Genomic DNA, 13,399 nt, shown 5'->3' on the forward strand with positions numbered 1-13,399 from the left:
CATGGTGTTGATGGATCGCTGCCGCGGTTTGGCCAGTGGTGCCTTTGCGCGGGAGCTGGTGCAGAAACAGGTCGCCAAGCTGGTGCAATTGCAGGCGCCGGTTGCGTCAGGAGAGGGCAGCGAGCCGCTGCATCAGATGCGGGTAGCAATGCGTCGGCTGCGCACCACCTTGATTCAGTTTGAGTCGGCCCTGCAGTTGCCAGCTGCTGTTAATGATCAGCGCCTGGCCAAATGGGTGCGCCGTTTGGGGCTGGCCCGGGATCTAGATGTTTTACGCGAACGCCTCGAAGATGGCTTCCTGCCCCAATTGCCGGCAGCGGAGCTGAAGGCCCTGCGCCCAGTTCTCAGGCAGTTGCGCCGCGAGCGTCAGCTAGCCCACGGCCATGTGGTGGAGGTGTTGCAAAGCCGCTCCTACCTAGAGGGGTTGGCTCAGCTTCAGCGCTGGCTGAAGGAGCCCGCCTTCACTTCGCTTGGTGAGCAACCGATTTCACAGTGGGTGCTGGAGTGGCAGGGGCCCGCAGTTTCGGGTCTTTTTCTGCATCCGGGTTGGCAGATCAGCAAGGATTCAGTTCAAAAGAATCCTGCTGAAACCGAGCAGTTGCATGAGCTGCGCCGCCAGCTCAAGCAGGTGCGTTATCTGCTGGAGAATCTTGCTGCCTTGCAAGGTGCCGCTACGGAACCCTGGATTAGCCGCTTCAAGCAGGGCCAGGAGTTGCTGGGGGAGTGGAATGATCTGCAGGTGCTGCAAAGCGCCATCCACGACCAGGTGCCAGGACGGTTTGAAGACACCTTGCCCCAACTGGAGTGGCTGCTTGTGCAACACCAACGCCATTGCTGGCTGCAGTGGCGCGAGCTGGTGGATGAGTTGTTGCCTCAACGCCAGCGCCGCCGTCTGCGGCTTGCTTTGCTGGCGGAGCCGCTGCCTGCTGGGCCGCGATCTTGGCTTGGTGCTGGTTTAAGGCACGCCCTGGCCTGGCTTGGCTAGCAAAATGTGTCGCAGGACACATTGTCTATGTCGCCCAGTTGCTCGTTTTGGCCTTGCTTTATCGATAACTTGCCTTCGACTTCCTTTGTGAAGTCATCCCTATCGGTGTGAGGACCCGATGAATCTTTCCAAAAAGCTGCTGCTAGCTCTAGCTGGCACCGGCATGATGGCTCCCATGGCCGCTTCGGCTCAAGAGCTGGCTTCGTTGAACGGCGCTGCCGCCATCAACGACTACATGCAACAGCAAGACGTTGACCGCTTCCGTGCTTGGGAATCCAAGAACCAAGTCACCAGCGTCACCCAGTTTTCCGACGTTCAGCCCACCGACTGGGCTTATCAAGCGCTGAGCAACCTGGTTGAGAAGTACGGCTGCGTGGCCGGCTACCCCAACGGCACCTACAAAGGCGGCCAGGCCATGACCCGCTATGAAGCGGCTGCCCTGCTCAACGCCTGTCTCGATCGCGTCACTGAAGTGACCGACGAACTGCAGCGCCTGATGGAAGAGTTCAAGGCTGAGCTGGCCACCCTGCGCGGCCGTGTCGATGGCTTGGAGAAGAAGGTGGGCAAGCTGGAGGCCCAGCAGTTCTCCACCACCACGAAGCTGCGTGGTGAAGTGAGCATGATTATCGGTGGATCTCCTGATTATGACGGTGATGGTTCAACCAAAACCACCTTTAACTACGACGTCCGCTTGAGCTTTGACACCAGCTTCTCTGGTAAGGACTTGCTGCGGACCCGCCTGCGTAGTGGCAACTTTAACGATGATCCTTTCGGCAGCAGCGGTAATGTATTCAAGCTAGATAAGGCTGAGGAAAATGCTGTTGATGGCGGCAACGCTGTTTCCATCGATCGTCTCTTCTACACTTTCCCTGTAGGCAATGAAGTGAAGCTTACGGTCGGCGCACTCGCCCGTAACACCGAGATGCTTTCCTTCATGCCAACGGCCTATAAATCTGGCATTCTCGACTTCTTCAACCTTGCCGGCGCGACGGGCACTTACAACAAAGCCACGGGTGCTGCTGCAGGCTTGTCTTGGAAGCAAAAAGTGAAGAAGGGCAATCCCTTCGCGACCTTCGACGTGAACTGGGTGTCGATGGCTGGAGGAGAGGGCGCTGGCTATGCAAACTCCGAAATTGGTGCCTTTAGCTCAGAAGGTGCCCAGAACATCCTGGCCCAGCTTGGTGTTAAAGGTCAGAACTGGGGTGCTGCAGTCGCCTACCGCTACGGCTCCGAAAATGCACGCCTGAGGGATCCCAACACCCCTTCCAGCGACTTTTTCCGTACTCTTGGCGAAGGTCAGGACAGCAACAGCGTCTCGCTTGCTGGCTTCTGGCAACCAATGGACGCTAAGTGGCTTCCCTCAATTTCTGGTGGCTTTAGCTACACCAACTACACCACCGGAGATGACCGGCCATCTGCAGACATCTGGTCGTGGATGGTTGGCCTTCAATGGAAGGATGTCTTCGTCAAGGGTAATAGCGCTGGCTTCGCAGTCGGCGCACCCCTTTACGTAACTAGCAGTTCTGACACCTCCGTCGAACAAGATGCTGGTTACATGTATGAACTGTTCTACAAATTTAGAGTATCCGACAACATTTCCGTTACTCCGGCCGTGTTCTGGATCACTAAGAACTATAATGACGGTAACGCTGGTCAAGGTACTTATGGTGGCGTAATCCAAACCACCTTCAAGTTCTGATCTCCAAAACAGCCCAGACACTCCTCACCGCTTTCTCGTAGCTACAACTCACACACAACTTCGGCCCTCCAGCAATGGGGGGTTTTTTATTGCTTGCGTGGCGACTTTTCGCCAGTCTTGAACGCCCCTTAACCGGGTGATAACGACTGGCGGGAGGCGATCTTGCTATTAATGAGGAGACCCCAAAAGTCTATTTCCATGACCTTCGCCAAGAAGGCCTTGATTGCCGGCACTGTTGCAGCTATCGGTGCTGGCGCAGCTTCTGCCGTCCTTCCTGCGCTTGCTCAGGCCACTATCAGTGGTGCTGGTGCAACCTTTCCTGCCGCCTTCTACCAGCGCGCTTTCGCTGGTGTGGCCAACAAGGTGCGCGTCAACTACCAGTCGGTTGGTTCCGGCTCGGGAGTGCGTCAGTACGTAGCCGGCACCGTTGAATTCGGCGCCACCGACGAACCGATCAAGGCCAAGGAGGCTGCCAAGGTAAAGCGTGGGGTGATCCAGTTCCCCGCCGTGGGCGGCACCATCGCCATCGCCTACAACAAGGCCGACTGCAAGAACCTTAAGCTCACTCAACAGCAAGCTGTCGATATCTTCCTCGGCAAGATCAACACCTGGGATCAGCTCAAGTGTGGCAAGGGCAAGATCACCGTTGCCCACCGCTCCGACGGCTCCGGTACCACCTTCGCCTTCACCAACAGCCTCTCTGCCTTCTCCTCTGAGTGGAAGAGCAAGGTGGGCGAAGGCAAGAGCGTTAAGTGGCCAGTTGGCGTGGGTGGTAAGGGCAACGAAGGCGTTTCGGGTGTGATTCAGAACACCCCTGGTGCCATCGGCTATCTCAACCAGAGCTACGTCAAAGGCGCGATCAAAGCCGCTGCTCTGCAAAACAAGGCCGGCAAATTCGTGCTGCCCACCGAGGAAAGCGGCGCTGCTGCCCTCAACAACATCAAGCTCGATTCGATGCTGGCCGGCGAAGAGCCCAATCCCTCAGGTGCCAACAGCTACCCGATCTCGACTCTGACTTGGATTCTGGCCTACAAGACCGGCAACGGCGACAAGGCTCCAGCTATCCGTCAGGCTTTGATGTTCCTGCTAAGCCCTAAAGCCCAAGGTCAGGCTTCCAGCCTCGACTTCGTGCCACTTAAAGGCAGCATTCTCTCCGCGTCTAAGAAGGCCGTTGGCCAGATTGGCCGCTGAGCATAGACTTCGTGCTTCATGCATACGAATGCCAAGGCCCCGCAAGGGGCCTTTTTATTGGCTTGTTTTTTGGAGAGTTCCTGCTTTGGGCCCTCTTACCAAAGGCTTAGGAGCTAGTTGCTTGTTGGTGCTGTTTCACTGCTGAATCCCTTGCTGGCTGAGGTGTTTGAATAGAAAATTGTATGTCGCAGCATCCATGGGCTCTGTATCAGCAGTGACATGGTCATTTCTATACCTGGCTATTCGGTAATCTCACCGTTATGTCGTTTATCGTGCCAAGTTTGTGAAATTTCCTCGGAAAACCTTGACAGGCTGAAGCTCTAGCTCTCTAGATCAAATTTTGGATGTAGCTGCCGTGGCGGTGTTGGCAAGCGAGTGCTCACCATGGCAGCCAACGCAACCAACACTGCCGAGCTCCACAGGCAGGCTTGCAGGCCGCCCACCAGAAACAGGGCTCCCGATAGCACGGTGCCCAGCAGTCGGCCGGCGGCGTTGGCCATGTAATAGAAGCCCACGTTGAGGCTCACATCCTCCGCTTCCGTGTAGGCGAGGATCATGTAGCTGTGAATTGATGAATTCATCGCAAACACCACGCCAAACACAGCAAGTCCCACCACTACTGCCACCCCAGGCTGGCCAACCTCACGCCACAGGGCAACCGCAATCAGGGCTGGAATAGCTGTGAGAACCGAACTCCAGAACTGCACTGCTGCTATCCCTGGAGGGGCGCTTTGGCCCCAAGCCCGTCGCAGAGCCGGTGCCGATCCCTGCACGATTCCGTAGCCGATAACCCACAGGCCCATGAAGCCGCCCACCTCCCAGAAGCGCCAGCCGAGGGCGCTCTGCAGAAATACGGGTAGGGCCACCACAAACCAAACGTCGCGAGCACCGAAAAGAAAGAAGCGCGCCAGCGAGAGCACGTTGATGCCGCTGCTCTTGGAAAATAGCGCCGTGAAGCTGGGCTTCTGTTTCATCCTGCCGATATCCGCCGGCAGCACCAGTGTCATCAAGAAAGCCAAAAACAAGCCGGCGGCCATTGCTGCTACTGCGGCGTTGAAGCCAATGGTGGTGAGCAACACCCCGCCAAGAAAAAAGCCCACTCCCTTGAGTGCGTTTTTGGAACCGGTGAGAATCGCCACCCACTTGAATAGTTGACCCTCTCCCTTGCTGTGGTCTTCCGGCGTTTCGGCCACTACGGTTTTGATGGCGCTTTTGGCACTCATTTTGTTGAGATCCTTGGCTATGCCGCTGATCGCCTGGGCCACCATCACGTAGGCCACACTCCACCATTTGGGCCAGTCGTCGGCCACTGGGATCAGCATCAGCAGCGCCGCTACCTGCATTAAGGTGCCGCTCCAGAGAGTCAGCCGCAGCCCAAAGCGCGCGCCCAGCCAGCCGCCATAGAGGTTGGTGATGATGCCAAAAAACTCATAAAACAGAAATAGAAAAGCGATCTCAAGGGTGCTGTAGCCAAGCTCGTGGAAGTGGAACACCACGAGCATGCGCAGGGCACCATCGGTGAGGGTGAAGGCCCAGTAATTGGCCGTCACGATCGTGTATTGCTGCAGGGCTGAAAGGGCGCGGCTCATGGTTCTGGTTCAGCGCTCGTCTATCAGGGCCACATGGCTCACCAGATCGGCCATGCGAGAGCTGTAGCCCCACTCGTTGTCATACCAGGCGTACACCTTTAGCTGGGTGCCATTCACCACCATGGTCGAGGCGGCATCGATGATGGCGCTGCGATCATCATTTACATAATCAACTGACACCAGTGGCCTGGTTTCGTAGCCAAGAATGCCACGCAGTGCCCCGTTGGCTGCGACTTCAAAGGCACTATTTACCTCCTCCACTGTCACCTCGCGCATCAGTTCAAATACCGCATCCGTTAGGGAGGCATTCAGCAGCGGTACCCGCACGGCATGGCCGTTTAGTTTTCCTTGCAGCTCTGGAAAGATCATTCCAATTGCCTTTGCTGACCCCGTGGTGGTGGGGATCAGGCTTTGCATGCAGGAGCGGGCCCGGCGTAGGTCGCTTTTGAAACCATCCACCACTACCTGGGTGTTGGTGACGTCGTGCAAGGTGGTGATCGAGCCGTGCTTGATGCCAAAGCTCTCGTGAATCACCTTCACCACCGGCGCCAGGCAGTTGGTTGTGCAGGAGGCGGCGGTCAGCAGGCGGTGCTGGCGTGGGTCGTAGAGCTGGTGGTTGATACCGAAGACAACGTTGAGAGCCTCGGCCCCGGCGATCTCACCCTTCACTGGGCAGGCAACTACCACCCGTTTGAGGCCCACCTGGTCGAAGTAGGGCTGGAGCGTTTCCGGTGTTTTGAACTTGCCGCTGCACTCCAGCACCATCTCCACGCCGGCTTCCCTCCAGGGCACGGCGGTTGGCTTGCTCTCTCTCGTGTAGCTCACCGCCTGGCTACCCACGAAGAAGCCCCGCGTATTTCCTTGCACCGCCTGTTGCCAGCGACCATGCACGGAGTCGAAGGCGAGTAGGTGGGCTGCGGTTTGAGCATCACCGCCGCAGTCGTTGACGTGAACAAGCTCAATGCCGGGACGGCCCCACAAGGCCCTAAACACCAGGCGGCCGATGCGGCCAAAGCCGTTGATGCCGATTTTCATTGATCAGAGCCGACAATGGCGGCATGAGTCGTGAGACCCTAAATCAATATGAGTTGATTCATCAACTAAAATTGGTGCATGAGTGTTCTAGATCACCCTGTGGCGCTTGAGCCTGCCAAGGCTCGGGCCCTGCTGAAGGCCATGGCCGATCCCCTCAGGCTTCAGGTGCTTGAAGCCTTGGGGAGCGGTGAGCGCTGCGTTTGTGAACTCACCAGTGAGCTGGGCTTGGCCCAATCGAAGCTCTCTTTCCATCTCAAGGTGTTGCGGGAGGCTGGTTTGATTGAGGCACGAGATGAGGGCCGCTGGGTTTACTACAGCCTGCGCATCGATGCGATTGAGCAGTTGCGCGGCTGGCTAGGGGAGTTGGCCAGTCGCTGCGCCCAGCCTGCTACGCCCTGTTGTTGAAATGGGATTTTTTGAGCGCTTCTTGAGTCTTTGGGTGGCACTGGCCATCATGGCTGGGGTCACCTTTGGAGCCCTTTTCCCTTCGTTTGCCGAGGCCGTTGCCGCCTTGGAATTTGCTCGGATCAACCTGCCGATTGGCCTGCTGATCTGGGGGATGATCTATCCAATGATGTTGGCAGTTGATTTCAATTCCCTTGGTGGACTCCGTCGTCAGCCGAAGGGATTGATCGTCACTGTGGTGGTGAATTGGCTTATCAAACCGCTCACGATGACGGCCCTTGCCTGGCTGTTCATTCGTGGTCTATTCAGTTCCTGGATTTCAGCTGAGATCGGTGATCAATACGTCGCCGGCATGATTTTGCTTGGGGTGGCCCCCTGCACAGCCATGGTATTTGTGTGGAGCCGGCTATGTGATGGAGATGCTAATTATACCTTGGCGCAAGTGGCTATAAATGACCTGATCATGGTGTTTGCCTTTGCACCGATTGCAGCCCTTCTGCTGGGAGTGAGCAAGGTGATCGTGCCCTGGGACACTTTGGTTGCCGCAGTTGGTTTGTTTGTGGTGGTTCCCCTTGCGGCGGGCTGGCTTACCCGATTGATTTTGCGCTCCCCTGGGCGCATTGGGCGCCTAGAGCAGAGTCTCAAGCCCGTGGCAATTGGCAGTTTAATTGCCACTGTATTGGTGCTATTTATGGTGCAGGCTAGAGCGATCCTGGCCAACCCGCTGGCGCTTATTCTAATCGCTATTCCGCTAATTTTGCAAACTTATCTTGTCTTCTGGATTGGTGCCCAGTGGATGCGTTTTTGGCGCCAACCGCAAAAAGTTGCCGCGCCTGGCGCGATAATAGGTGCTTCCAACTTCTTTGAACTGGCAGTGGCCGTGGCCATCAGCTTATTTGGACTTAACTCTGGTGCCGCTCTGGCCACTGTGGTGGGGGTGCTGGTGGAAGTTCCCGTGATGCTATCGCTAGTGGCGATTGCTAATCGCAACCGGACGCTATTTCCCTATCGTCCTAGCTAGGGAATCGAAATCGAAGTGCAGCAGCAGTTCTTTGAGGTCGAAACTCAATGAGTTATGAAGGTGGTGCGGGTTGGAGAGTCTGTGGCTCTTATGTCTCAATTTAAATAGATGGCCTAGGCAGACTGGGCTTGTCAGTTAGCTAGCCATCGGTGGGGTCGAGGCGCTCCCCCAGCCAGGCCACTGGCAGCATCAGCAGCATCGGCAAGGCGCAGATTCCCAGCTCCTCCCAATTGAGCGGCGCGGTGCCGAAAAAGCGATTCATAGCCGCGCTCTGGCTGAAGACCCACTGCAACGCCACCGTTCCAGAGATGCCGAGCAGCACCGCCGGAGCCCGGGTGAAGGCACTCCAGCCCAGCCGTGGCAGGGCCTGCAGAGCTGAGCGCAGCTGGCTGATGCTCACCAGATAGACAAGATGGGCTAGCACCAGCCCCTGGACGGCCATGGTGCGGGCCAGGGCCAGGTCGCTGCCTCGCCATGTGCTCCAGAGGAACAGGCCAAAAATCACCATCCAGTTGAACATCGACACCACCAGCAACCGGCGGATCAAGCCGCCGGTGAGCAGGGGTTGCTGCGGCGGCCGGGGGGGCTGCTGCATCAACCAGGGGGCCACGGGCTCGAAGGCCAACGGGACCGACATTGTCAGCGAGCAGATCATGTTGAGCCAGAGCACCTGCAGGGCAGTGACCGGCAGGGCGGTGCCGAACACGGCCCCCAGCAGGATCGTCATCGATGCGCCGCCATTGACAGGCAGCACGAAAGCGAGGGTCTTCCGCAGGTTGAGGTAGACCGTGCGGCCCTCTTCCACCGCCCCTTCAATCGTGGCGAAGTTGTCGTCGGTGAGCAGCATGTCTGCGGCCTGGCGCGCCACTTCTGTGCCGCCGGCGCCCATGGCGATGCCGATGTCGGCCTGCTTGAGGGCGGGCGCGTCGTTGACGCCGTCGCCGGTCATTGCCACGACCTCACCGTTGGCCTGGAGGGCCTGCACCAGTTGCAATTTTTGGGCCGGCGTCACCCGGGCAAATACGTCTACCCGATCGACACACTCGGCGATGCCATCCAGCCCGAGTTCGGCTAGCTGGCGGCCATCGATAGCCAACAGTTGCTCAGCTACAGCGGTTGGAGAGCTACCGATGCCAATTTCACGGGCGATGGCGCGGGCCGTTTCCAGATGGTCACCCGTAATCATCTTGACGGTGATGCCTGCCGCCTGGCAGGCCGCCACGGCCTGGATCGCCTCGGGGCGCGGTGGATCCAACATCCCCTGCAGACCGAGGAAATCCAGATCTTTTGCCACATGGTGGTGCTCCAACTGGTGCTGGGAGGCCTCTGCCTGGCCAATGGCAAAGGCCAGCACCCGTTCCCCACGGGCCGCCATCGCACCCACGGCCGCTTCAATAGCCGATCGGTCCAGGTCTTCAGGCAGGCCTAGGCAATTCAGCTGCCGGCTGCAGCGATCCAGGACGGCTTCCACCGAGCCCTTGACCAAGATTCGCTCGCTGCCGTGCAGCGTGGCCATGAACTGCTGTTCGGAAGCAAAGGGAATGGCATCGCGGCGGGGATGGCGCTCCAGCGCATCCTGACGGTCGATTCCGGCCGCATCAGCGGCCACCAATAGGGCCGTTTCGGTGGGATCGCCGACAAGGCCCTCACGGCGGCTCGGTCGGGCGTCGTTGCAAAGCAGGCCCGCCAGCAGGGTTTCCTGCAGGGCCACATTGGTAGAGCCGGCCCGGCCCGAGTTCGGCCAGAGATCCTCGATCGTCATCGCTTGGCTGCCCCCATAGAGGTGCTGCACCGTCATCCGGTTCTGGGTGAGGGTGCCGGTCTTGTCGGAGCAGATGACGGTGGTGCTGCCAAGGGTTTCCACGGCCGGCAGCTTGCGAATGATTGCCCGCCGCTTGGCCATGCGGTTCACGCCTATGGCCAGGGTGATCGTCACGATCGCTGGCAACTCTTCCGGGATCGCGCCCACCGCCAGGGCCACGGCCCCATCGAACATCTCTTCGACGCCCCGCCCCCGCGCCAGCCCCACCAGAAATGTGAGCCCGGCCAGCACAAGGATCAGCTTCAGCAAGCTGCGACTGAAGCGGCCGAACTTGCGGGTGAGCGGGGTAGTGAGATCCACCTGGTCCTGGAGGGAGATGGAGATGCAGCCCACCTCGGTGTCATCGCCCGTGGCCACCACAAGCCCCATGCCCTGGCCCTTCGTCACGAAGCTGCCCCCATAGGCCATGCCGATCCGCTCCGCCAGTGGGGCGGATGCCTCGACGGCGGTGCTGCCCTTGTGAACTGGCATCGATTCCCCGGTGAGGGCCGATTCATCCGTTTGCAGCTGGCGCCCCTCCAGCAAGCGCAGGTCGGCCGGCACCCGCGCCCCAGCCTCCAGCTGCACCAGATCGCCCGGTACCAGCTGCTCCGACGCCAGTCGCTGGCGCGCACCACTGCGCACCACTTCCACTTCAGTGTGCACCGATTGCGCCAGGGCGGCGATGGCGTTCTCGGCCTTGCTCTCCTGTACGAAGCCGATCACGGCATTGATCACCGTGACGCTCCAGATCACCAAAGCATCGCGGGGATGTCCCAGCAGCGCTTTCACCGCCCCCACCACCAGCAGGGGGATCAACAGTGGATTATTGAACTGGAGTAAAAACTTCAGCCAGCCGGGCTTGCCGCCTCGGTTTGTGAGCGTATTGGTGCCATGGGTATGCAGCCGTCGCTTAGCTTCCGCCTCGCTCAGGCCCCAGGTGCCATCGCTCTGCAGGGCCACCACCACATCGGCCGCTGGCAGGGCATGGGCTGGTGCGGGCAGGGGCTGCATGGAGCGGCTCAGGGCTTGAGATCAAGCCCTAGCGCATTTCCCATTGCCTGAGCTCGCGAAACACAAAACTGGGGTTGGATGGTGACGTCAGGGCCCACCAGCACCCTTTGGCAGGACAAGCCTTCAGCTCAAGAGCAGCTCCAGCCCAGCCAGGCCAGCTCCGGTGGCAGCCGCTGCACCAATCACTTGCAAAACGCTCCAGCGCCCCTTGAGTTGGGCCAGTAGCCCCAGTGCCACCACTAGTGCCGCTGTGGGACTGAATGCTCCCAGTGGCCAGAGAACTGGAGCCGAGAAGAACGCCGCCAAACTGGCTATCACCCCGACAACGGCTGCGGTGATCGTCGTGAGTGGCGCGCTGAAACGCAGGTCACCGCGGCTGGTCTCCACTAGAGGTGCCCCAGCGAGAATCAACCCAAAGGACGGCAGAAACGTGAACCACACGGTAATCAGGGTGGTAGCTACGGCCAGCGCCAAGCTGCCCCCCGCATCAGCGAGGCCAGCTCCGAGGCCCCGGTTCCAGCCGCCCATGAAGCCCACGAAGGCCACCACCATGATCAAGGGCCCTGGCGTGGTTTCCCCTAGGGCCAGGCCATCAAGCATCTGGCTGGCTGTAAGCCAGCCGAACTGCTCCACGGCACCTTGGGCCACGTAGGGGAGCACGGCGTAGGCCCCCCCAAAGCTGAGCAGGGCCACGCGCGTGAAAAAGCGAGCCATCACGGCCAGGGTGCCGTTCCAGCCGCCAATGGCACTAAGCAAGGCCAAGGGGATCAGTAGGGCTAGCCCCCAGGCCAGCAAAATGCGCGCCAACTGGCGACGCGAGAAGCGGCAATGCTCGGGTGTGGGCGTGTGGTCGCCATGAATGGGCTCTTGCTGCTGCAGGGCAGTGGTTTCGCTTGTCGATGCGCTCAGCTGGGTGTCTGGGCTGGGGTGTGTGGGGGCAAATAGCAGTCCAGGTCGCCAGCGGCCTGCCACCAAGCCGCTGAGAGCTGCCCCAAGCACCACCAGTGGATAGGGCAGGCGCAGCATCGCCAGGCTCACAAACGCCGCTGCGGCAATGCCGATCAGCAGGGGTGTGCGTAGGGCCCGCTGGCCGAGCCGCCAGGCCGCCACAATCACAATTGCCAGCACGGCTGGCTTGAGCACGACGAACACACCCATCAGCAGCGGCAGCTGGCCCCAGAGCCCATAGGCAGTGGCCAAGGTGGTGAGCACCAGCACTGATGGGGCGAGGAACAGTCCGCCGGCGATCAAGCCGCCTGGCACTCCATGCATCAGCCAGCCCAGGTAGGTGGCCAGCTGGGTGGCCTCCGGACCCGGCAGGAGCATGCAGTAGTTGAGAGCGTGCAGGAAGCGCCGCTCTGACAGCCAGCGTCGGCGATCGACTAGCTCCCGGTGCAGCAGGGCAATTTGACCCGCCGGCCCCCCAAAACTCACCAGGCCCAGCTGCAGCCAGAAGCGAGATGCTTCTTTAAGGCTTACGGCTTGCCTCGGGGTGAGGAGATTCATCCTGATAAGTGGACCAACCCAATCACCAACATGCTGCTCCCCAGCCTGTTGCTTTAGCCCGTGGCGCCGCTGGTGAGTGGAGTTGAGCATCGCGCTCCAGGGCCAGGCAACCCCACGGCAGGGGAGCGGCCGCGCCAGACTCTTAGGTAACGAACCATCACAGTGATGCCCAAGCCTCTTTGGCTGGTGCGTCCCCGCCCAGACGGGGGCTGCGATTACGTGAGTTTCCTGCCCGCCCAGGGACCTATTGGTGTGACCACAGTTGAGATGCGGGAAGGTAGCCACTTGCCACCCCAGCTTCCCCTGCTCAAACACCGCAAGCGTTTGGGGGCCGAAGAGGCTGAGAGCTGCAGCCGCCGTCTGCAACTCGAGGCTGGATTTCTCTCCTGTGAGCCCCTGTTTTAGTCAGGCCTAGATACGCTGACTCAAGGGAACGTTTTGTGATCCCCTCTGTGCCGTTCCGCGGCTTGTCATGACCCAACGCTCCGACCAGTCATCACCGGCTGCCGACCCCTCTGGCCCTTACGAGCGCCTGGGCGTGCCTGCTGATGCTGGCTTCGACGAGGTGCAAGCGGCCAAATTGGCCCGGCTCGACGAGGTAGGGGACGACACGATGGCCCGCTCGCGAATCGAGGCTGCCTACGACGCTGTCTTGATGGAGCGACTCAAAGAGCGTCAGCAGGGTCGCGTCAGTAGCGCGGCTAAGTCCGCGTCCCAGCGGGAGCAACTAGCGCCGCCGCCGCCCAAGCTGGCGGTACCGGCCCTGCCCCAGCTGCAGTTGCCCAGGGTTTCCGCCCCCCAGCTGAGACTTCCTGGCCTGGCTCTGGCTACTGGTCGGGAGCTCTGGTTCCCCCTGGCCACATCTGGAGCTTTACTGCTTCTACTGCTGCTTGCTCCAGGCTTCCCTGCCGATCTGGTGCTGGCCTTCGCTACCGCAATGGCAGTTATCAACCTGCAGTGGCGCAACCGGCGCTTCCTAGCGGCGGTTGGCTGGGGCTTCGCCCTTCTCTGCGCCGGATTGCTCGTAGGCGCGATTTTGGCCGGCGCTCTCTCCAGCTCCTTGCCGCTCGGGTTGCCATTGAGCTTGACCCAAGTGCAAAGCCTTCCGGCTCTGCTGCTGCTATTGCTTGGAGCCCTGCTGATCGGTTGAGCT

General features: G+C 59.8%; 11 protein-coding genes. 7 read left to right on the forward strand and 4 right to left on the reverse strand.

Annotation, left to right across the window (positions count from 1 at the left end; translation table 11 throughout):
- Position 1 precedes the first annotated feature (1 nt).
- From U9970_RS03775 to pstS, 3 genes are all read left to right on the forward strand, one after another.
- Complete coding sequence (locus tag U9970_RS03775; protein ID WP_322765371.1) at positions 2-985, forward strand: CHAD domain-containing protein; 984 nt, start codon at positions 2-4, stop codon at positions 983-985.
- A 118-nt stretch (positions 986-1,103) separates the two neighbouring features.
- Positions 1,104-2,684 (forward strand): iron uptake porin, encoded by a 1,581-nt coding sequence (locus U9970_RS03780; RefSeq protein ID WP_322765372.1) that lies wholly within the window; start codon positions 1,104-1,106, stop codon positions 2,682-2,684.
- A 198-nt stretch (positions 2,685-2,882) separates the two neighbouring features.
- Positions 2,883-3,875 (forward strand): phosphate ABC transporter substrate-binding protein PstS, encoded by a 993-nt coding sequence (pstS, locus tag U9970_RS03785; RefSeq protein ID WP_322765373.1) that lies wholly within the window; start codon positions 2,883-2,885, stop codon positions 3,873-3,875.
- A gap of 320 nt (positions 3,876-4,195) precedes the next feature.
- Here the strand turns inward: pstS and arsJ are convergent, their stop codons facing one another.
- Both arsJ and U9970_RS03795 read right to left on the reverse strand, forming a co-directional pair.
- Positions 4,196-5,464, reverse strand: a complete 1,269-nt coding sequence (gene arsJ / locus U9970_RS03790) for an organoarsenical effux MFS transporter ArsJ (protein ID WP_322765374.1) — start codon at positions 5,462-5,464, stop codon at positions 4,196-4,198.
- A gap of 9 nt (positions 5,465-5,473) precedes the next feature.
- Entirely contained in the window at positions 5,474-6,499 is a 1,026-nt protein-coding gene (locus tag U9970_RS03795) for an ArsJ-associated glyceraldehyde-3-phosphate dehydrogenase (protein ID WP_322765375.1), read from the reverse strand.
- Positions 6,500-6,577: 78 nt separating this feature from the next.
- On the opposite strand from U9970_RS03795, the gene U9970_RS03800 reads away from it, so the two are divergent.
- Complete coding sequence (locus U9970_RS03800) at positions 6,578-6,904, forward strand: ArsR/SmtB family transcription factor (RefSeq protein ID WP_322765376.1); 327 nt, start codon at positions 6,578-6,580, stop codon at positions 6,902-6,904.
- A gap of 1 nt (position 6,905) precedes the next feature.
- The gene (gene arsB / locus U9970_RS03805; RefSeq protein WP_322765377.1) at positions 6,906-7,925 is read left to right on the forward strand and encodes an ACR3 family arsenite efflux transporter; all 1,020 of its coding nucleotides are present in this window, start codon (positions 6,906-6,908) and stop codon (positions 7,923-7,925) included.
- Positions 7,926-8,064: 139 nt separating this feature from the next.
- Here arsB and U9970_RS03810 read toward each other — a convergent pair whose 3' ends face one another.
- A complete protein-coding gene (locus tag U9970_RS03810; protein WP_322765378.1) occupies positions 8,065-10,740 on the reverse strand; it encodes a cation-translocating P-type ATPase in 2,676 nt (891 codons plus the stop codon).
- A 123-nt stretch (positions 10,741-10,863) separates the two neighbouring features.
- Positions 10,864-12,246, reverse strand: a complete 1,383-nt coding sequence (gene chrA / locus U9970_RS03815; protein WP_322765379.1) for a chromate efflux transporter — start codon at positions 12,244-12,246, stop codon at positions 10,864-10,866.
- A gap of 165 nt (positions 12,247-12,411) precedes the next feature.
- On the opposite strand from chrA, the gene U9970_RS03820 reads away from it, so the two are divergent.
- Together U9970_RS03820 and U9970_RS03825 are read left to right on the forward strand one after the other, a co-directional pair.
- Positions 12,412-12,651, forward strand: a complete 240-nt coding sequence (locus tag U9970_RS03820) for a hypothetical protein (RefSeq protein WP_322765380.1) — start codon at positions 12,412-12,414, stop codon at positions 12,649-12,651.
- Positions 12,652-12,718: 67 nt separating this feature from the next.
- On the forward strand, positions 12,719-13,396 hold the full coding sequence (locus U9970_RS03825; RefSeq protein WP_322765381.1) for a CPP1-like family protein: 678 nt from the start codon (positions 12,719-12,721) through the stop codon (positions 13,394-13,396).
- The last annotated feature ends 3 nt before the right edge of the window (positions 13,397-13,399 follow it).

Origin of the sequence: Cyanobium usitatum str. Tous, from assembly GCF_963920485.1 — a bacterium.
GTDB classification, from domain to species: domain Bacteria; phylum Cyanobacteriota; class Cyanobacteriia; order PCC-6307; family Cyanobiaceae; genus Cyanobium_A; species Cyanobium_A usitatum_A.